A 19,198-nucleotide genomic window follows, 5' to 3' on the forward strand; every position below is an offset into this window, starting at 1 on the left:
GACCCTAAGCTTTTCGCAACGACGAAAAGCAACCGTGATGGAAACAGCAATGAACTGGACCTGGTTTCACAAGCTCGGCTCGCCCAAATGGTTCTATGGCATCAGCGGCAAGCTGCTGCCGTGGTTGAGCGTCGCCGCCGTGTTGCTGATCGGCATCGGCCTGGTCTGGGGCCTGGCCTTCGCGCCGCCGGACTACCAGCAAGGCAACAGCTTTCGCATCATCTATATCCACGTACCCGCCGCGATGCTGGCCCAGTCCTGCTACGTGATGCTGGCGGTCTGCGGCGTCGTCGGCCTGGTGTGGAAGATGAAGCTCGCCGACGTGGCCCTGCAATGCGCCGCGCCCATCGGCGCCTGGATGACCGCCGTGGCGCTGGTCACCGGCGCGATCTGGGGCAAGCCCACCTGGGGCTCGTGGTGGGTGTGGGATGCGCGACTAACGTCCATGTTGATCCTGCTGTTCCTGTACTTCGGTCTGATTGCCCTGGGCAACGCGATCAGCAATCGTGACAGCGCCGCCAAGGCCTGCGCGGTGCTGGCGATTGTCGGCGTGATCAATATCCCGATCATCAAATACTCGGTGGAGTGGTGGAACACCCTGCACCAGGGCGCCACCTTCACCCTCACCGAAAAACCGGCGATGCCCGTGGAAATGTGGGCGCCGCTGCTGCTGATGGTGCTGGGGTTCTACTGCTTCTTCGGCGCGGTACTGCTGCTGCGCATGCGCCTCGAAGTGCTCAAGCGTGAAGCCCGCACCAGTTGGGTCAAGGCCGAAGTGCAAAGCAGCCTGGGAGCGCGTGGATGAGTTTTGCTTCTTTCAGCGAGTTTCTCGCCATGGGCCATCACGGCCTGTACGTCTGGACCGCCTATGGCCTCTGCCTGGCGGTGCTGGCCCTCAACGTCGCCGCGCCGATCCTGGCCCGCAAGCGTTACCTGCAACAAGAGGCGCGTCGTCTGCGCCGGGAGACCGAAAAGTGAATCCGCTGCGTAGAAAGCGTCTGTTGATCATCCTTGCCATCCTGGTGGGCGTCGGCATTGCCGTGGGCCTGGCCTTGAGCGCCTTGCAACAGAACATCAACCTGTTCTACACCCCGACCCAGATCGCCAACGGCGAAGCGCCGGTGGACACGCGGATTCGCGCCGGCGGCATGGTGGAGAAGGGCTCGCTGAAGCGTTCTGGCGATTCCCTCGACGTCACCTTCGTGGTCACCGACTTCAACAAAGCCGTGACCATCACCTACCGTGGCATCCTCCCGGACCTGTTCCGCGAAGGCCAGGGCATCGTCGCCCTGGGCAAGCTCAACGCCAACGGCGTCGTGGTGGCCGATGAAGTGCTGGCCAAGCACGATGAGAAATACATGCCGCCGGAAGTTACCAAGGCCCTGAAAGACAGCGGCCAGTCCGCGCCAACGCCTGCCAAGGAGGGCTAAGCCATGACGTCCGCACTGTTTATTCCGGAGCTGGGCCAGTTGGCGATGATCCTCGCCCTGTGCTTTGCCATCGTCCAGGCCGTGGTGCCGTTGCTCGGTGCCTGGCGTGGTGACCGTTTGTGGATGAGCCTGGCGCAGCCGGCCGCCTGGGGGCAGTTTGCCTTCCTGCTGTTCGCCTTTGGTTGCCTGACCTACGCGTTCATGACCGACGACTTTTCCGTCGCCTATGTCGCCAACAACTCCAACAGCGCGTTGCCCTGGTACTTCAAATTCAGCGCCGTGTGGGGTGCCCACGAAGGTTCGCTGCTGCTATGGGCGTTGATCCTCGGCGGCTGGACCTTTGCCGTGTCGGTGTTCTCGCGCCAGTTGCCGCAAGTGATGCTGGCGCGGGTGCTGGCGGTGATGGGCATGATCAGCATCGGCTTCCTGCTGTTCCTGATCATGACCTCCAACCCGTTCAGCCGCATCCTGCCGCAGATCCCGGCGGACGGGCATGACCTCAACCCGTTGCTGCAAGACATCGGCCTGATCGTGCACCCGCCGATGCTCTACATGGGTTACGTCGGTTTCTCCGTGGCCTTCGCCTTCGCCATCGCCGCCTTGCTTGGCGGGCGTCTTGATGCGGCCTGGGCGCGCTGGTCGCGGCCGTGGACCATCGTCGCCTGGGCGTTCCTCGGCATTGGTATCACGCTGGGCTCGTGGTGGGCCTACTACGAACTCGGCTGGGGCGGCTGGTGGTTCTGGGACCCGGTGGAAAACGCCTCCTTCATGCCATGGCTGGTGGGTACGGCGCTGATTCACTCGCTGGCCGTCACCGAGAAGCGTGGCGTGTTCAAGAGCTGGACCGTGTTGTTGGCCATCGCCGCGTTTTCCCTCAGCCTGCTCGGCACCTTCCTCGTGCGTTCGGGGGTGCTGACGTCGGTGCATGCGTTTGCGTCCGACCCGGAGCGCGGCGTGTTCATCCTGATCTTCCTGCTGTTTGTGGTCGGCGGCTCCCTGACGCTGTTCGCCCTGCGTGCGCCGGTGGTCAAGAGCCAGGTCGGCTTCAACCTGTGGTCGCGGGAAACCCTGCTGCTGGGCAATAACCTGGTGCTGGTGGTGGCGGCGTCGATGATCCTGCTCGGCACCTTGTATCCGCTGGTGCTGGATGCCTTGAGCGGCGCCAAGTTGTCGGTTGGCCCGCCGTACTTCAACGCCTTGTTCATCCCCTTGATGGGCTTGCTGATGGTGGTGATGGCGGTCGGCGTGCTGGTGCGCTGGAAAGACACCCCGGTCAAATGGCTGGCCGGCATGCTGATGCCGGTACTGCTCGGCAGCGTGGCCCTGGCGGTGATCGCCGGGTTTGCCTACGGCGACTTCAACTGGGCGGTGCTCGCCACTTTCCTGCTCGCCGCCTGGGTGTTGCTGGCCGGTGTGCGCGATATTTTCGACAAAACCCGCCACAAAGGCCTGATCAAAGGTCTGCCGACCCTGACCCGCAGCTACTGGGGCATGCAGGTCGCCCACATCGGCATCGCCGTGTGCGCCCTCGGTGTGGTGTTGTCCAGCCAGAACAGCGCCGAACGCGACCTGCGCCTGGCGCCGGGCGAGTCCATGGACCTGGCCGGTTACCACTTCATCTTCGAAGGCGCCAAGCACTTCGAAGGGCCGAACTTCACCTCCGACAAAGGCACCGTGCGCGTCGTGCGCAACGGCAAGGAAGTGGCGGTGCTGCACCCGGAAAAACGCCTGTACACCGTGCAGAGCTCGATGATGACCGAAGCCGGGATCGACGCCGGTTTCACTCGTGATCTTTACGTCGCACTGGGTGAACCGCTGGGCGACGGTGCGTGGGCCGTGCGGGTGCATGTGAAGCCGTTTGTACGCTGGATCTGGTTCGGCGGTTTGCTCACGGGCTTTGGTGGTTTGCTGGCTGCGCTGGACCGGCGTTATCGGGTCAAAGTGAAAAGCCGGGTGCGTGAAGCCCTCGGCCTGCAAGGAGCAGCGGCATGAAGCGTTGGTTGATGGTGGTACCGCTGGCGATGTTTCTGGTGGTGGCGTTGTTCCTGTATCGCGGGCTGTACCTGGACCCGGCCGAGTTGCCTTCGGCGATGATCGGCAAACCGTTTCCGGCATTCAGCCTGCCGACCGTGCAGGGCGACAAGACCCTGACCCAGGCCGACCTGCTGGGCAAACCGGCGCTGGTCAACGTGTGGGGCACCTGGTGCATCTCCTGCCGCGTCGAACACCCGGTGCTGAACAAGCTGGCCGAGAAGGGCGTGGTGATCTACGGCATCAACTACAAGGACGACAACGCTGCTGCCTTGAAATGGCTGGCGGAGTTTCACAACCCGTACCAGCTGGATATCCGCGATGAAGACGGCAACCTCGGTTTGAACCTGGGCGTGTACGGTGCCCCGGAAACCTTCTTCATCGACGGCAAAGGCGTAATCCGCGACAAGTACGTCGGCGTGATCGACGAGGTTGTCTGGCGCGAGCAACTGGCCGCCAAGTACCAGGCCCTGGTCGATGAGGCCAAGCCATGAAGCGTCTGTTAGCCGCTGCAGTTTTAGCGTTGGGCCTGGCAAGCGTGGCCCACGCCGCCATCGACACCTACGAATTCGCCAAGGACGGTGACCGCGAGCGTTTCCGCGAGCTGACCAAGGAACTGCGCTGCCCCAAGTGCCAGAACCAGGACATCGCCGACTCCAACGCACCGATTGCCGCCGACTTGCGCAAGGAAATCTTCCGCATGCTGGGGGAGGGCAAGGACAACCAGCAGATCATCGACTTCATGGTCGACCGCTACGGTGACTTCGTGCGCTACAAACCGGCGCTCACCGGCAAGACCGCGCTGCTCTGGTTCGGCCCTGCCGGGCTGTTGCTGGCGGGCGTAGTGGTGATGGCGGTGATCGTGCGCCGCCGTCGCGCCGCACCGACTGACGGCTCCGACGCGCTGTCCCCTGATGAGCGTAAACGCCTCGACCAATTGCTGGACACCAAGACTGATGATTGATTTCTGGCTCGCAGCCGGCTTGCTGCTTCTGATTGCCCTGAGTTTCCTGCTGATCCCTGTACTGCGCGGCCGCCGTGCCCAGCGCGAAGAGGATCGCACCGCGCTGAACGTGGCGCTGTACCAGGAACGCGTTGCCGAACTGCAAGTGCAGCAGGACGAAGGCGTACTGAATCCCGCGCAACTCGACACCGGCCGCGCCGAAGCTGCCCGCGAATTGCTGGCCGATACCGAAGGCGTGGAAAAGCCCCGTGAATCGCGCCTGGGCAAGCCGCTGCCGTTGTTGGCGGCGTTTCTGGTGCCGGTCCTCGGCGTTGCCCTGTACCTGCATTACGGGGCCAGCGACAAGGTCGAACTGACCCGCGAATTCTCCCAGCCGCCGGTGTCCATGGAAGACATGACCCAGCGCCTGGAACGCGCCGCCGCTGCCCAGCCGGACTCTGCGGAGGGCCTGTATTTCCTCGGTCGCGCTTACATGGCCCAAGACCGTTCTGCCGATGCCGCCAAGGTCTTTGAACGCACCGTGGCCCTGGCCGGCCGCCAGCCGGAATTGCTTGGCCAGTGGGCCCAGGCGCAGTACTTCGCCGACAACAAAAAGTGGTCGCCGAAGGTTCAGGCGCTGACCGATGAAGCGTTGAAGCTCGACCCGAAGGAAGTGACCAGCCTGGGCCTGCTGGGTATCGCCGCCTTTGAAGGTCAGCGCTATCAAGAGGCGATCGACTACTGGAATCGATTGCTGGCCCAACTGCCACCGGACGACAACTCCCGTGCGGCGTTGCAAGGTGGCATAGATCGCGCTGCTGAGAAGCTGAAAGAAAGCGGCGGTACCGTCGCCCCTCAAAAAGCCGCGATGAAGGTTCGGGTAGATCTGAGCGCCGACGTGAAGGCCAAAGCCCTGCCCACTGACAGCGTGTTCATCTTTGCCCGTGCGGTCTCCGGCCCACCGGCGCCATTGGCGGCCAAACGCGTCACGGTTGCCGAACTGCCGATCACCGTTGAACTGGGCGATGCCGACGCAATGATGCCGCAGTTGAAACTGTCCAACTTCCCCGAAGTCCAACTGGTTGCGCGCATATCCCGGGCCGGTCAACCGACTACTGGCGAGTGGATCGGCCGCAGCCAACCCCTGGCCAGCACCACTACTGCCTTGCAGCAGCTGACCATCGACAGTCCGGACCAGTAATTTCGAGGAAACGCTTATGACCGCACTCGCCCGAATCACCTTGCTCAGCCTTGTATTGGGCCTGAGCGCATGTGCGGTCCACCGCCCACCTCCTGCACCCACCGGGCCGACCATCCCGCCGTCCCCGTCGACCCAGCCGAGCACCAAACCGTCGGGCCCGGTGACCCCGCCGCCGAAGCCGGTGCCGACCAAATCGCCGACGTTCGCGCCGCCCCCAGGTGCCGCCAGCCATTGGGACGGCAAGATGCAGGTGTATGTGCTGGACGACCAGCCCGACACCTTCTACCGCCAGCGTACGTATTACCGCTGGAGCAACGGCTGGAGCCGCTCGATCAGCCCGAACGGGCCATGGGAAGACACCGACGTGCACGGTGTGCCGCCGGGGTTGAGCAAGCAGTACGCGCAATGAAAAAAGGCGACCTATTACAGGTCGCCTTTTTTGCGCTTTAAAATCCGCTCTCTCAACCACCGGAGATCAAAGGTGGGAGGGGGCTTGCCCCCGATGGCAATGGGGCATTCAGCCCATCACTGACTGATCCACTGCCATCAGGCCACCGGACACTCCCGATTCAGCGCTTCATCCACCAACAACTGCGCAATCTCGATCATCTGCACCACCGCCAGCACCTGCTTGCGGCCCGAGCCATCCAGATGCTCAGCACAGTGGTAGGCACACACAGTTGCCGATTCCAGCATCTCGCTGGCATTGCTCAAGGCAGCTTCGGTGCTTAGGCCGGGGCGGACGGTGAAGATGAGGTTGGGTGGGGTTTGTGGTGTGTCATCCGAAGTGGATGGAGGGGGGTTAGGTGTGACTTTTTTCATGGCGAAGCTCCTATGAATGAGCACCTCCATTTCGCTACCACACGATGTAAGGAGGCGACTGTACACGGGGTGGTAGACCGGTCATAGAAACCCGGCAGGCTGAAGCCTCCCGTGCACAGCCGCCACAAAGCAGCCCGCACAAAAAAACGCCCTTAAGCGTTTTGGGGATCTATGAAAGAACCGGGCTACCACACCCGTTCGCTGATTTTGCAGCGACCCGCGAAGGTTAGCGGCGAGGTTACTCGGACGCAACCTGAAAACGGTGTAGGGCAGGTCCTAAACGCCGAATGACTTTATAGAGGCGAACCCCTGTGGCGAGCAGGCTTGCCCTGCGTTGGGCTGCGAAGCGGCCCAGAAACCTGGCGGCGGGTTCTGCCTGAATGAACACGCCGGCCTTATTGGGGCTGCTGCGCAGCCCAACGCGGGGCAAGCCCGTTCACCACAACAAGCCCGCTCACCACAGTGTGGGTGTGTGCCATTTGAGTTCACTTGCAACCTTTCACAAAACCTTCATCCAACCGCCCCCCTGCAGTCATGTGCAAGTCATAGGGCTGACACCTCCCGCGCCTACTGTCGTTTGAACTCAATCGCAGCCATTCCAGGCTGTTCAAACAAGACAGAGAAGCCCATGAATCACGCTATCCATGTCGATCACTTGAACAAGACCTTTGCGAAGAAATCCGCCTTGGTCGACCTCGAACTCACCATTGCCCCGGGTGAGATGGTCGCGCTGATTGGCGCTTCCGGTTCCGGCAAGTCCACCTTGTTGCGCCACTTGGCGGGCCTGGCCTGTTGCGACAAAAACAACGGCGGCAGCGTCAAGGTGTTGGGCCGGGAAGTGCAGGCCAGTGGACGCTTGAACGGCAAGGTGCGGCGGTTGCGCGCGGACATCGGCTATATCTTCCAGCAGTTCAACCTGGTCAATCGCCTGAGTGTGCTCGACAACGTGCTGCTCGGTTGCCTGGGCCGCATGCCGCGCTGGCGTGGCAGCCTCGGCTTGTTCAATGCCGAAGAAAAAGCGTTTGCCCTGGAGTCGCTGGCTCGCGTCGGCCTGGCCGATCTGGCGGCGCAACGGGCCTCGACCTTGTCCGGCGGCCAGCAGCAGCGCGTGGCGATTGCCCGTGCATTGACCCAGCGCGCCGAGGTAATCCTCGCCGACGAACCCATCGCCTCCCTCGACCCGGAGTCGGCGCGCAAAGTCATGGAGATCCTCGCCGACATCAACCGCCGCGACGGCAAGACCGTGGTGGTGACCCTGCATCAAGTCGACTACGCCATGCGTTATTGCCCGCGAGCCGTGGCCCTCAAAGGCGGGCGCATTCATTTCGACGGGCAGGGCAGTGCGATGAGCAGCCAGTTCCTCAACGATTTGTACGGTGCCGACGTCGACACCAGCCTGATGTTTTCCGACCAGACCCGCCGTACCGAAATCACCCCTCGGCTGGCCCTGGCGCGCGCTTGAAACCCTACCCACGACCCACAGGAAGCCTTTCCATGTTGAACCGTATCGGCCATGTGTTTCTGTCTGCCGTATTGCTGGCCAGTGTCGCGCTGGGCAACGCCCACGCTGCGGACAAGGCGATCAACTTCGGCATCATGTCCACCGAGTCTTCGCAGAATCTCAAGAGCATCTGGCAGCCATTCCTGGATGACATGCACAAGAAGACCGGCCTGACCATCAACGCCACCTTCGCCTCCGACTACGCCGGGCTGATCCAGGGCATGCGCTTCAACAAGGTCGACGTGGCGTGGCTCGGCAACAAGGCCGCGATGGAGGCGGTGGACCGTTCCAACGGTGAGATCTTCGCCCAGACCGCCGCCGCCAACGGCGCCGCCGGTTACTGGAGCGTGCTGATCGTGCGCAAGGACAGCCCGATCAACAACGTCGACGACATGCTCAAGAACGCCAAGAACCTGACCTTCGGCAACGGTGACCCGAACTCCACCTCGGGCTACCTGGTGCCGGGCTACTACGTGTTCGCCAAGAACAACGTGGATGCCGCCACCGCGTTCAAACGCACGCTCAACTCCAGCCATGAAGTCAACGCGTTGAGCGTGGCCAAGGGGCAACTGGACGTCGCCACCTTCAATACCGAGAGCTGGGAGCGCCTGGAAGTCACCCAGCCGGACAAGGCCGCCATGCTCAAGGTGATCTGGAAATCGCCACTGATCCCGGCCGACCCGATGGTGTGGAGCAAGGCACTGAGCGACAGCGAGAAGACCAAGATCCGCGACTTCTTCGCCCACTACGGCGACACCGATGAAGAGAAGGCGGTGCTGAAGAACATGCAGCTGGGCAAGTTCCTGCCGTCCAGCGATGACCAACTGTTGCCGATCCGCCAGTTGGAGCTGTTCAAGCAGCGCACCACCCTCAGTGCCGACGACAAGCTGGAGGCTGCCGACAAGGCCAAGAAGCTGGCGGCTATCGATGCCGACCTGGCCAAGCTGCAACAGCGCATCTCCGAGCTGGACAAAAAAACTGCGACCAACGGTTAACCCCTGTGGGAGGGGGCAAGCCCCCTCCCACATTTCGCTCGAGGACAACCATGACAACCTTGCACGCTGAAGCCGTCGGCAAACGCACCTGGCCGCAATACCTCGGCTGGGGCCTGTTCCTGGTCCTGCTGGCCTGGGCCTGGCACGGCGCGGAAATGAACCCGCTGGCGCTGTACCGCGACTCCGGAAACATGGCGACCTTCGCCGCCGACTTCTTCCCGCCGGACTTCCACGAATGGCGCAGTTACCTCAAGGAGATGATCGTCACCGTGCAGATCGCCCTGTGGGGCACGGTATTGGCCATCGTCTGCTCGGTGCCACTGGGCATTCTCTGTGCCGACAACATCACCCCGTGGTGGGTGCACCAACCCCTGCGCCGGGTGATGGATGCCTTCCGCTCGATCAACGAAATGGTGTTCGCCATGTTGTTCGTGGTCGCCGTCGGCCTCGGTCCCTTCGCTGGCGTGCTGGCGTTGTGGATCAGCACCACCGGCGTCCTCGCCAAGCTGTTCGCCGAAGCCGTCGAAGCCATCGACCCCGGCCCTGTTGAAGGCGTGCGAGCCACCGGCGCCAGCGCCTTGCAGGAAGTGATCTACGGCGTGATCCCCCAGGTCATGCCGCTGTGGGTGAGCTACGCGCTGTACCGCTTCGAAGCCAACGTACGCTCCGCCACGGTGGTGGGCATGGTCGGCGCGGGCGGGATCGGCGTGATCCTCTGGGAAAACATCCGCGCCTTCCAGTTCGTCCAGACGTGCGCGGTGCTGCTGGTGATCATCGTGGTGGTGAGCCTGATCGACGTGCTGTCCCAACGCCTGCGCAAGCAGTTCATCTGACCTCGGAGGGGTGCCCGCGCGGCGCTTTTTTTAAGCATGCAGTTGTCTAGACAAGATGAGCCGGTGTACCGCGAACTCGCGGATATCCTGCGCCGTGAATTGAGCAGCTACAGCGCCGGTGACTTCCTACCCGGCGAGGTGCACATGGCCGAGCGCTTCGGCGTCAACCGCCACACCCTGCGCCGCGCCATCGACGAGCTGGTGTTCGAAGGCAGCCTGTTGCGCCGCCAGGGCAAGGGCACCCAGGTGCTCGACCGCCCGCTGATCTACCCGATGGGTGCCGAGACCTCTTACAGCCAATCCCTGTCAGCCCAGGGCGTCGGTGTGCAGGCGCTGTTGCTCAAGCGCCGCTACTGCTACGCCAGCCGTGAAGAAGCGCTGCACCTGGGGATCGCCGAAATGGCGCCGATGATCGAGCTGCAAACCCTGCGCAAGCTCGACCACCAGCCCGTCAGCCTGATCCGCCATCGCTACTGCGCCAGCCGTGCGCCGTTGCTGGCCGACTACACCGGTGGCTCGCTGCGCCAATACCTGCGCGAACGTGACCTGCCATTGACCCGCACCCACAGCCTGATCGGTGCGCGTTTGCCCAACCGTGACGAAGCCGCGCTGCTGATGATGCCTCGGCACTTGCCGGCCCTCACCGTATTCACCCTTTCCCGCGATCGCGACGGCCACCCGGTGGAGCTGGCGCAGTCCACCAGCCGTTCGGATCGCTTCCAGTACCAGGTGGTGACTTGATGGAGACCCTGATGAACCTGTCCCCGCGACAACAGTGGATCGGCGTACTGGCCCGCGCCCAGCTCAGTGAACTGCAACCCCATGAAGCGGCCTTGAAGGACGCGGAGTACCAGCTCATTCGCGCCCCGGAAATCGGCATGACCCTGGTGCGCGGCCGCATGGGCGGCAATGGTGCGCCGTTCAACGTCGGTGAAATGAGCGTGACCCGCTGCGTGGTGCGCCTGGCCGATGGCCGCACCGGCTACAGCTACCTGGCCGGGCGCGACAAGGTGCATGCCGAGCTGGCCGCCCTGGCCGACGCCCATCTGCAAGGCACGCAGCCGAGTCTCTGGCTCAGCGATCTGATCACTGCCCTGGCGAACGCCCAGGCCAGGCGTCGTGCTGAAAAAGAGGCGGACACCGCCGCCACCAAAGTCGAGTTCTTCACCCTCGTGCGAGGAGAAAACGGATGAATGCGCACCTGTTGCAGCCGGCGTTTGTCGACCCGGTACTGGATGCCCAACGCGGTTTTCGCGCCGCGCTCAAGGCCCTGGCCGAACCGGGGTTGATCCAGCACCTGCCATCCGCCCCATACCTCGACGGCCTGGCGCCGGCGACGTACGCCTTGTGCCTGGCACTGCTGGACGTGGACACGCCGCTGTGGCTTTCACCGAGCTTCGACACGCCGCTGATCCGCGCCAACCTGGCGTTCCACTGCGGTTGCCCGCTGACGTCGAATCGCGAAGACGCGGTGTTCGCCTTGCTCGGTGAACACGACCTGCTGGATCTGAGCGGCTTCGACCACGGCAACGACCGTTACCCCGACCAGTCCTGCACCTTGCTCGTGCAGCTCACCGACCTGGAGTCCGGCCATGGCCTGCTCTGGCGCGGCCCAGGCATCAAGACCCAGCGCCAGGTGCACGTCCCGGTGCCGCAGGCCTTCTGGCAGGAACGCCAACGGCGCAAAACCTTTCCCCGTGGCCTGGACGTGCTGTTTGCCGCCGGCCATCACCTGATCGGCCTGCCGCGCAGCAGCCGCATCGCACAGGAGCATGCCTGATGTACGTAGCCGTCAAAGGTGGCGAACAGGCCATCGACAATGCCCACCGCCTGTTGGCGAAAAAACGCCGGGGCGACACCGCGATTCCGGAACTGAGCGTGACGCAAATCCGCGAGCAACTGCCCCTGGCCGTGGCGCGGGTGATGACTGAAGGCTCGCTGTTCGACGAGGAACTCGCCGCGCTGGCGATCAAGCAAGCGGCGGGGGACCTGGTGGAAGCGATCTTCCTGCTGCGCGCCTACCGCACCACGCTGCCGCGCTTCAGCCCGAGCTTGCCGATCGATACCGCCCGGATGACATTGAGTCGGCGTTTGTCCGCCACCTTCAAGGACCTGCCCGGCGGCCAACTGCTCGGTCCGACCTTCGACTACACCCACCGCCTGCTGGATTTCGCCCTGCTGGCCGAAGGTGACTACCCAGGGCCGCAGACCGCGCCGGAGGCGACGCTGGAAGACTGCCCACGGGTGCTCGGCCTGCTCGCCAAAGAAGGCCTGATCAAGACCGAAACCGACGACAACGCCCACGTTGACGACATTACCCGCGACCCGCTGGAATACCCGGCCAGCCGCGCCGAGCGCCTGCAAGCGCTGGCCCGTGGCGACGAAGGTTTTCTGCTGGCGCTGGGGTACTCGACCCAACGTGGTTACGGCCGCAACCACCCGTTTGCTGGGGAGATTCGTATCGGCGATGTGGAGGTGTGGATCGGCCCTGAAGAACTGGGCTTCCCCATCTGCCTGGGCAGCATCGAGGTGACCGAATGCGAGATGGTCAACCAGTTTGTCGGCTCGGCTACCGAACTGGCGCAGTTCACGCGGGGTTACGGCCTGGCCTTCGGGCATGCCGAGCGCAAGGCCATGGGCATGGCGCTGGTGGACCGCTCGCTGCGCGCCGAGGAGTACAACGAAGAGATCGTCTCGCCCGCCCAGCGCGAAGAGTTCGTGCTGGCCCACTGCGACAACGTCGAGGCCGCGGGCTTTGTCTCCCACCTCAAACTGCCGCACTACGTGGACTTCCAGTCCGAGCTGGAACTGATCCGCAAACTGCGCCAACCGGCCGAGGTCCCGAGCCATGAATGACGCCGCGTACAACTTCGCCTACCTCGACGAACAGACCAAGCGCATGATCCGCCGCGCCTTGCTCAAGGCCGTGGCAATCCCCGGTTACCAGGTGCCGTTCGGTGGTCGCGAGATGCCGCTGCCTTACGGCTGGGGCACCGGCGGCATGCAATTGACCGCCGCGATCCTGGGGGACGATGACGTGCTCAAGGTCATCGACCAGGGCGCCGATGACACCACCAACGCGGTGTCGATCCGCCGCTTTTTTGCGCGCATCGCAGGCATCGCCACGACCGAAGCGACCCCCGAAGCGACGGTGATCCAGACCCGCCATCGCATCCCGGAAACGCCCTTGCAGGCGAACCAGATCATGGTGTTCCAGGTGCCGATCTCAGAGCCGCTGCGTTTTATCGAACCCTCGGAAACCGAGACCCGCACCATGCACGCCCTGAATGATTACGGGGTGATGCATGTGAAGCTGTATGAGGACATCGCCACCTTCGGCCACATCGCCACGGCCTACGCCTACCCGGTGACGGTGGATGAACGCTACGTGATGGACCCGTCGCCGATCCCCAAATTCGACAACCCCAAGCTCGACATGAGCCCGGCGCTGATGCTGTTCGGCGCCGGTCGCGAAAAGCGCCTGTACGCGGTGCCGCCGTACACCCAGGTCACCAGCCTCGACTTTGAGGACCACCCGTTCGAAGTGCAGCAGTGGGAGCACAGCTGCGCGATCTGCGGCAGCCATGAATCGTTCCTTGATGAGCTGATTCTGGATGACGCCGGAACCCAGAGTTTTGTGTGTTCCGACACGTGGTATTGCGCCCAGCGGGTGAAGGAGAACAACCAGTGAGCCAGCCGTTATTAAAAGTGCGCGACTTGTCCCTGCTATACGGCCCGGAGAAGGGTTGCCAGGGCGTGAGCTTCGATCTGTACCCCGGCGAAGTGCTGGGCATTGTCGGCGAGTCCGGCTCGGGTAAATCCACCTTGCTTTCGTTGCTGAGCGGGCGCCTGCCGCCCCAGGCCGGCAGCATCGGCTATCGCAGCCAGGACGGCGAATGGCTTGACCTCTACAGCGCCAGTGAAGCCGAACGCCGCACCTTGCTGCGCACCGAGTGGGGCTTTGTCGAGCAGAACCCGCGTGACGGTTTGCGCATGGGCGTGTCGGCCGGCGCCAATATCGGCGAGCGCCTGATGGCCCAGGGCGTGCGTAATTACGCGCAACTGCGTGGCGCCGGTCTGGACTGGCTGGCGCAGGTGGAGATCGACCCACAGCGCATCGACGACCTGCCACGCACCTTTTCCGGCGGCATGCAGCAACGCCTGCAAATTGCCCGCAATCTCGTCTCCAGCCCACGCCTGGTGTTCATGGACGAGCCCACCGGCGGCCTGGACGTGTCGGTGCAAGCGCGCCTGCTCGACTTGCTGCGCGGCCTGGTGCGTGAACTGGACTTGGCGGTGGTGATCGTCACCCACGACCTGGCCGTGGCGCGTCTGCTGGCCGACCGCTTGATGGTGATGCGTCGCTCGCGGGTGGTGGAAACCGGGCTCACCGACCAGATCCTCGACGATCCACAGCACCCTTACTCTCAACTGCTGGTGTCTTCGGTATTGCAGCCATGACAAATGCCTTGATCGAGGTCCGTGACCTCTCGAAAACCTTCACCCTGCATCAGCAGAACGGTGTAGTACTCAATGTGCTGCGCGGCGTGGCATTCAGCGTGCAGGGCGGCGAATGCCTGGTGCTGCACGGTCAATCCGGCGCGGGCAAAAGCACCTTGCTGCGCACCCTGTACGGCAACTATCTACCGGCCGGTGGCAGCATTCGGGTGCGCCATGCCGGCGAGTGGCTGGAGCTGGTGGGCGCCGAGCCCCGCGACATTCTGCAGGTGCGCCAACAGACCCTGGGCTACGTCAGCCAATTCCTGCGAGTGATCCCCCGCGTGGCGTGCCTGGATGTGGTGATGGAGCCCGCGTTGGCCCGAGGCGGGTCGAAAGCCGATGCACAACAGCGCGCCGAACACCTGCTGACCCGTCTGAACATCCCCCAGCGCCTGTGGCCACTGGCGCCCGGCACCTTCTCCGGGGGCGAGCAACAGCGCGTCAACATCGCCCGCGGTTTCATGGTGGCCTGGCCGGTGCTGCTGCTGGACGAACCCACCGCCTCCCTGGACGACCACAACCGCCAGGTGGTGCTGGAACTGATGAACGAAGCCAAGGCTGCCGGCGCTGCATTGATCGGCATCTTCCACGACCGCGCCGCCCGTGAAGCGGTAGCCGACCGCCATTTCGACATGACCCCCACGCCTGTTGTCCAAGAGGAATACGCCCATGCCCGCTGAACAGATCCTCAGTAATGCCCAGGTCGTCACGGCTGATCGCATGTTCCTGGGCTCGGTGGTGCTGCGTGACGGCAAGATCGTCGACCTCGCCGAAGGCCGCAGCCAATTGCCCCAGGCCCAGGACCTGGGCGGTGATTTCCTGCTGCCGGGCCTGGTGGAGCTGCATACCGACAACCTGGAAAAACACATGACCCCGCGCCCCGGCGTGGACTGGCCGTCGACCTCGGCGGTGCTCAGCCACGATGCGCAGATTATCGCGGCGGGCATCACCACCGTCTTCGATGCGGTGTCCATCGGCGACGTGAACCCCAAGGGCAACCGCATGAAAAAACTGCCGGCGATGCTCGATGCCATCGCCCAGGCAGAAGGTGCCGGGCTGACGCGCGCCGAGCACCACCTGCACCTGCGCTGCGAGCTGTGCCACCCGGACACCCTCAGTGTGTTCCGCGACCTGGTGGAAAACCCGCTGGTGCAACTGGTGTCGGTGATGGACCATTCGCCGGGCCAGCGCCAGTTTGTGCTTGAAGCCAAGTACCGTGAGTACTACATGGGCAAGTACCACCTGAACGACGAAACCATGGACGCCTTCATCGTGCTGCAAAAGGCCAATTCCCTGGCCTACAGCGACCGCTACCGTGCGGCTATCGTCGAGCATTGCCTGGCGCGTGGTTTGTCGGTGGCCAGTCACGACGACGCGACGCTGGCCCATGTGCAGGAGTCGGCACGCTATGGCATGACCATCGCTGAATTCCCCACGACGCTTGAGGCGGCGAAGGGCTGCCAGGCGTTGAACATGAAAGTGTTGATGGGCGCGCCGAACGTGGTGCGCGGCGGGTCGCACTCGGGTAATGTGGCCGCCGCCGGCCTGGCGGCCAAGGGCTTGCTGGATATACTTTCCAGTGACTACTACCCGGCCAGCCTGTTGCAGGCGGCCTTTGTGCTGGCTGACCAGCAAGACGGCGGCGACCTGTCGCGGGCGGTCAAGATGATCAGCCTGGCGCCTGCGCAAGCGGCAGGGCTGAAGGACCGTGGCGAGATTGCCCTCGGCCTGCGCGCCGACCTGGTCCAGGCGCGCAGCCGCGAAGGGCTGCCTGTAGTGCAACAAGTATGGCGACAAGCGAAGAGGGTATTTTGATGGCAGGCAGGTTGATCTATCTCATCGGGCCGTCCGGCTCGGGCAAGGACAGCCTGCTGGATGCCGCACGCCCACGCTTGGCCGAGCGCGGTTGCCGCATTGTGCGCCGCGTTATCACCCGCTCGGCGGAAGCGGTGGGCGAAGCGGCGCAGGGCGTCAGCCCCGAGCAATTTGCGACGATGCGGGCCGAGGGCGCGTTTGCCCTCAGTTGGCAGGCCAATGGTTTGTCCTATGGCATTCCCAGGGAGATCGACGATTGGCTGGCGGCGGGGGACGACGTACTGGTCAACGGCTCCCGTGCACACCTGGCGCAGACCCGCGAACGCTACCCGACCTCGCTGGTGTTGCTGTTGACCGTGGATCAGGCGGTGCTACGCGAGCGCTTGATTGCACGAGGACGTGAGACGCTGGCGGATATCGAGGCGCGCCTGGCGCGTAATGCGCGGTTCACCGCCGAGCTGATCGCCGGCAACGGTGCGGGGTTGTTCGTACTGGATAACTCCGGGCCGCTGGAGCATACGGTCGAGCGCCTGCTGTGCTGCCTCGATCACGGGCACTCGGCATGCGCCTGACCTTGCTCGGCACCGGTGACGCGCGGCAAGTCCCGGTGTATGGCTGTGAGTGCGCCGCGTGTGGTCTGGCGCGCAGCGATACCAGACTGCGCCGACGCCCGTGCAGCGCGTTGATCGAATGTGGCGACCAGCGCTGGTTGATCGACAGCGGTTTGCCCGACCTTACCGAACGCTTCCCGCCGCGTAGTTTCAACGGGATTTTCCAGACCCACTACCACGCTGATCATGCCCAGGGTCTGTTGCACCTGCGCTGGGGGCAAGGGCTGGTGATTCCGGTGCACGGGCCGGTGGATGCCGAAGGTTTGTCCGATCTGTACAAACATCCGGGCATCCTGGATTTCAGCCAGCCATTCAGCGAATTTGAAACCCGGGAGTTTGGCGAACTGAGCGTCACCGCGTTGCCGTTGCAGCATTCCAAACCAACCCTGGGCTACCTGCTGGAAGGCGAGGGGCGACGCATCGCCTACCTCACCGACACCGTCGGCCTGCCGCCTGCGACCCTGGCCTGGCTGCAACGCGAACCCCTGGATGTGTTGGTGCTGGATTGCTCCATGCCGCCACAGCCGCAGGCACCGCGCAATCACAATGACCTGACGCTGGCGTTGCAGAGCATCGAGGAAACGGGGGCGCAGTTGGGCGTGCTGACCCATGTCGGGCACACATTGGATGCCTGGCTGCTGGAGCATCGCCGCGAGTTGCCACGGCATGTCACGGTCGGCTGGGATGGCCGGGTCATCTGAACGCCTACGGTTCCACAGAACACTACTTCGTCAGTAACCCTTCAACATATTCGATAAATGCCTTGGCTTTGGCACTTGGCATTCGACCCGTCGGCAATACCGCCCACAGATCCTTGGGCGGCAGTTCCCAGTCGGTCAACACGGCTTTCACCTCACCCCTGGCCAATTCCGGCGAGAACATCCACTCGGACGTCATCGCCAGGCCATGGTGGGCGAGCACGCCTGCGCGCAAGCCTTCGGAAGAGGTGACCCGCAAGCGCCCACGGGCGGCTATCGCATGTTCGTGCGGGCCTTGTTTGAACGACCAGAGCGGGCTTTCCCCGAGGCTGTAGATCACCGCCTGGTGGTTGAGGATATCCGCCGGGCTTTGTGGCTCGCCGAAACGTTCGAAGTAGGCCGGTGTACCAAACACCCGGCTCGGGCTTTGGCCAAGCCGGCGGGCAGTGAGGCCGGAGTCACTCAGGTTGCCGATACGCAGGGCGACGTCGATGCCGTCTTCAACCAGGTTGAGGAGGCGGTCGTCGAGCAACACGTCGATGTTCAGGTCGGGGTGTTGGTCCAGGAACGGTCCCAGGTTAGGAATGATCCGCATGCGGGAAAATGTCACGCCGGCGCTGACGCGCAGGTTGCCCGTCAACCCGGCGCCTGCGCCACGGGCCGCTTCGTCAGCTTCATCGGCTTCGAAAATGGCGCTCTTGGCTTTCTCGAAAAACGCCAGGCCTGCCTCGGTGGGGGTCAGGCCCCTGGTCGAGCGCAGCAGCAATCGCACCGCCAGGCGGGCTTCCAATTGCGCGATGCTTTTGGAAACGGCGGGTTGGCCGATGCCCAGGCGTTTGGCAGCAGCCGAGAAGGAGCCGGTCTCGACGACGTGAACGAAGGTTTCCATGGCAGTGAGACGGTCCATCGGGCGTTCCTGTTGGCTGGGCGGCGCTCAAGCCTAAGGCGCTGGGCTAGCGGTGTCATGCGTTTCCCGTGTTGCGCCGGTGAGTTTTCAATATTCGGTAAAACAGCCGTCAGTCAGGCATACGTATTTTGTGCTTGAGTAAAGATAACTCTAGGGTTACTTTTATTCAAGCCAAGCCAAGGAGGCGAGGGTGCACAGCAAGCTATTGATCAAGGAACTGCAAGAGGCGGGTTGGATGTTGGATCGGGTCACGGGCAGTCATCACATTTTTACCCATCGCTATAGCTCGTACACAATCCCGGTACCGCATCCCAAGAAGGACCTGCCGTTGGGTACTGTCAGAAGCATCAGGAAACGCGCCGGCTGTTTGATTTTTAAGGAGAGCATTCATGCAATACCCAATCTGTATCGAATGGGGCGATGACTTCACCGCCACCGGTATCCAGATCCCCGATATTCCAGGCGCAGTCACCGCCGGGGACAGTTTTGAAGAGGCCTACAACGCGGCAGTGGAAGTTGCGCACATCATGCTGCAAGAGATCGCCGCAGAGGGCGGGACCATTCCGATGCCAACGTCGGTCGCCCACTATCATGCCCATGAGGACTACGCCGGGATGGGCTGGGGCATGTTGGAGTTGGACGTCACGCCCTACCTGGGCAAAACCGAGAAGGTCAATGTGACCTTGCCCGGTTATGTCATCCAGCGCATCGACCGCTATGTACGGGAGCACAAGGTCAAAAGCCGCTCGTCATTCCTCGCGGACGCGGCGTTGGAAAAATTGGTGCGGTCCTAGGGCGATCAGGCGGTGTCAGGGGTTGGCCGTGTACGTTGTCGGATGAGCGCGGTTTTTTTTGCGCGCTTTTTTCCAGGCATGTTTGAGTCAGTTTCTTGATGTTTGAAATTAAGATTT

General features: G+C 63.1%; 25 protein-coding genes. 23 read left to right on the forward strand and 2 right to left on the reverse strand.

Features of this window, described 5'->3' with window-relative positions; genetic code table 11:
- Positions 1-49 precede the first annotated feature (49 nt).
- From ACZ445_RS08805 to ACZ445_RS08840, 8 genes are read left to right on the forward strand one after another with little or no spacing between them, the layout of a single operon-like run.
- Entirely contained in the window at positions 50-805 is a 756-nt protein-coding gene (locus ACZ445_RS08805) for a heme ABC transporter permease (protein ID WP_058427931.1), read from the forward strand.
- Positions 802-978, forward strand: coding sequence for a heme exporter protein CcmD (gene ccmD / locus ACZ445_RS08810; protein ID WP_058427930.1), 177 nt, complete (start codon positions 802-804; stop codon positions 976-978). The genes ACZ445_RS08805 and ccmD overlap by 4 nt, the downstream gene beginning before the upstream one ends.
- Positions 975-1,430 (forward strand): cytochrome c maturation protein CcmE, encoded by a 456-nt coding sequence (gene ccmE / locus ACZ445_RS08815; protein ID WP_058427929.1) that lies wholly within the window; start codon positions 975-977, stop codon positions 1,428-1,430. The genes ccmD and ccmE overlap by 4 nt, the downstream gene beginning before the upstream one ends.
- Positions 1,431-1,433: 3 nt before the next feature.
- Entirely contained in the window at positions 1,434-3,422 is a 1,989-nt protein-coding gene (locus ACZ445_RS08820; RefSeq protein ID WP_058427928.1) for a heme lyase CcmF/NrfE family subunit, read from the forward strand.
- On the forward strand, positions 3,419-3,955 hold the full coding sequence (locus tag ACZ445_RS08825) for a DsbE family thiol:disulfide interchange protein (RefSeq protein WP_464708215.1): 537 nt from the start codon (positions 3,419-3,421) through the stop codon (positions 3,953-3,955). The genes ACZ445_RS08820 and ACZ445_RS08825 overlap by 4 nt, the downstream gene beginning before the upstream one ends.
- Positions 3,952-4,425 carry a cytochrome c-type biogenesis protein gene (locus ACZ445_RS08830; RefSeq protein ID WP_058427926.1) on the forward strand — a complete coding sequence of 158 codons (474 nt, stop codon included), beginning with the start codon at positions 3,952-3,954 and terminating at the stop codon, positions 4,423-4,425. Before ACZ445_RS08825 ends, ACZ445_RS08830 begins: the two co-directional genes overlap by 4 nt.
- Entirely contained in the window at positions 4,418-5,605 is a 1,188-nt protein-coding gene (ccmI, locus tag ACZ445_RS08835) for a c-type cytochrome biogenesis protein CcmI (RefSeq protein WP_464705047.1), read from the forward strand. The genes ACZ445_RS08830 and ccmI overlap by 8 nt, the downstream gene beginning before the upstream one ends.
- A 16-nt stretch (positions 5,606-5,621) precedes the next feature.
- Positions 5,622-6,014 (forward strand): flagellar basal body L-ring protein FlgH, encoded by a 393-nt coding sequence (locus ACZ445_RS08840; RefSeq protein ID WP_058427924.1) that lies wholly within the window; start codon positions 5,622-5,624, stop codon positions 6,012-6,014.
- Positions 6,015-6,151: 137 nt separating this feature from the next.
- Here ACZ445_RS08840 and ACZ445_RS08845 read toward each other — a convergent pair whose 3' ends face one another.
- On the reverse strand, positions 6,152-6,427 hold the full coding sequence (locus ACZ445_RS08845; RefSeq protein ID WP_179028847.1) for a DUF6124 family protein: 276 nt from the start codon (positions 6,425-6,427) through the stop codon (positions 6,152-6,154).
- A gap of 628 nt (positions 6,428-7,055) precedes the next feature.
- On the opposite strand from ACZ445_RS08845, the gene phnC reads away from it, so the two are divergent.
- The 13 genes from phnC to phnP are packed head-to-tail and all read left to right on the forward strand — an operon-like array spanning position 7,056 to position 17,383.
- On the forward strand, positions 7,056-7,889 hold the full coding sequence (phnC, locus tag ACZ445_RS08850; RefSeq protein ID WP_058427922.1) for a phosphonate ABC transporter ATP-binding protein: 834 nt from the start codon (positions 7,056-7,058) through the stop codon (positions 7,887-7,889).
- Between the two features lie 32 nt (positions 7,890-7,921).
- On the forward strand, positions 7,922-8,923 hold the full coding sequence (gene phnD, locus ACZ445_RS08855; protein ID WP_058427921.1) for a phosphonate ABC transporter substrate-binding protein: 1,002 nt from the start codon (positions 7,922-7,924) through the stop codon (positions 8,921-8,923).
- A 50-nt stretch (positions 8,924-8,973) separates the two neighbouring features.
- Entirely contained in the window at positions 8,974-9,756 is a 783-nt protein-coding gene (phnE, locus tag ACZ445_RS08860) for a phosphonate ABC transporter, permease protein PhnE (protein WP_058427920.1), read from the forward strand.
- Positions 9,757-9,792: 36 nt separating this feature from the next.
- The gene (phnF, locus tag ACZ445_RS08865) at positions 9,793-10,497 is read left to right on the forward strand and encodes a phosphonate metabolism transcriptional regulator PhnF (protein WP_076955298.1); all 705 of its coding nucleotides are present in this window, start codon (positions 9,793-9,795) and stop codon (positions 10,495-10,497) included.
- An 11-nt stretch (positions 10,498-10,508) separates the two neighbouring features.
- Positions 10,509-10,949 (forward strand): phosphonate C-P lyase system protein PhnG, encoded by a 441-nt coding sequence (phnG, locus tag ACZ445_RS08870; protein ID WP_058427994.1) that lies wholly within the window; start codon positions 10,509-10,511, stop codon positions 10,947-10,949.
- On the forward strand, positions 10,946-11,536 hold the full coding sequence (phnH, locus tag ACZ445_RS08875) for a phosphonate C-P lyase system protein PhnH (protein WP_058427918.1): 591 nt from the start codon (positions 10,946-10,948) through the stop codon (positions 11,534-11,536). Before phnG ends, phnH begins: the two co-directional genes overlap by 4 nt.
- On the forward strand, positions 11,536-12,612 hold the full coding sequence (locus tag ACZ445_RS08880) for a carbon-phosphorus lyase complex subunit (protein ID WP_464708216.1): 1,077 nt from the start codon (positions 11,536-11,538) through the stop codon (positions 12,610-12,612). The genes phnH and ACZ445_RS08880 overlap by 1 nt, the downstream gene beginning before the upstream one ends.
- Positions 12,605-13,447: an alpha-D-ribose 1-methylphosphonate 5-phosphate C-P-lyase PhnJ gene (locus ACZ445_RS08885; protein ID WP_179030278.1), complete on the forward strand. Its 843-nt coding sequence runs from the start codon at positions 12,605-12,607 to the stop codon at positions 13,445-13,447. The genes ACZ445_RS08880 and ACZ445_RS08885 overlap by 8 nt, the downstream gene beginning before the upstream one ends.
- A complete protein-coding gene (gene phnK, locus ACZ445_RS08890) occupies positions 13,408-14,217 on the forward strand; it encodes a phosphonate C-P lyase system protein PhnK (RefSeq protein WP_179030281.1) in 810 nt (269 codons plus the stop codon). The genes ACZ445_RS08885 and phnK overlap by 40 nt, the downstream gene beginning before the upstream one ends.
- Entirely contained in the window at positions 14,214-14,936 is a 723-nt protein-coding gene (gene phnL, locus ACZ445_RS08895) for a phosphonate C-P lyase system protein PhnL (protein WP_058427914.1), read from the forward strand. The genes phnK and phnL overlap by 4 nt, the downstream gene beginning before the upstream one ends.
- Positions 14,926-16,071, forward strand: coding sequence for an alpha-D-ribose 1-methylphosphonate 5-triphosphate diphosphatase (locus tag ACZ445_RS08900; protein ID WP_058427913.1), 1,146 nt, complete (start codon positions 14,926-14,928; stop codon positions 16,069-16,071). The genes phnL and ACZ445_RS08900 overlap by 11 nt, the downstream gene beginning before the upstream one ends.
- Positions 16,071-16,643 carry a phosphonate metabolism protein/1,5-bisphosphokinase (PRPP-forming) PhnN gene (gene phnN / locus ACZ445_RS08905; protein ID WP_179030279.1) on the forward strand — a complete coding sequence of 191 codons (573 nt, stop codon included), beginning with the start codon at positions 16,071-16,073 and terminating at the stop codon, positions 16,641-16,643. The genes ACZ445_RS08900 and phnN overlap by 1 nt, the downstream gene beginning before the upstream one ends.
- Complete coding sequence (gene phnP / locus ACZ445_RS08910; protein ID WP_058427911.1) at positions 16,634-17,383, forward strand: phosphonate metabolism protein PhnP; 750 nt, start codon at positions 16,634-16,636, stop codon at positions 17,381-17,383. The genes phnN and phnP overlap by 10 nt, the downstream gene beginning before the upstream one ends.
- A 22-nt stretch (positions 17,384-17,405) precedes the next feature.
- On the opposite strand, the gene ACZ445_RS08915 is transcribed toward phnP, so the two are convergent.
- The gene (locus tag ACZ445_RS08915) at positions 17,406-18,287 is read right to left on the reverse strand and encodes a LysR family transcriptional regulator (protein WP_058427910.1); all 882 of its coding nucleotides are present in this window, start codon (positions 18,285-18,287) and stop codon (positions 17,406-17,408) included.
- 190 nt (positions 18,288-18,477) lie between these two features.
- Between ACZ445_RS08915 and ACZ445_RS08920 the strand changes: the two genes are divergently transcribed.
- Together ACZ445_RS08920 and ACZ445_RS08925 are read left to right on the forward strand one after the other, a co-directional pair.
- Complete coding sequence (locus ACZ445_RS08920; protein ID WP_464708217.1) at positions 18,478-18,711, forward strand: type II toxin-antitoxin system HicA family toxin; 234 nt, start codon at positions 18,478-18,480, stop codon at positions 18,709-18,711.
- Complete coding sequence (locus ACZ445_RS08925) at positions 18,677-19,081, forward strand: type II toxin-antitoxin system HicB family antitoxin (protein WP_058427909.1); 405 nt, start codon at positions 18,677-18,679, stop codon at positions 19,079-19,081. The genes ACZ445_RS08920 and ACZ445_RS08925 overlap by 35 nt, the downstream gene beginning before the upstream one ends.
- Positions 19,082-19,198 lie beyond the last annotated feature (117 nt).

The sequence above is a fragment of the Pseudomonas allii genome (assembly GCF_055380095.1).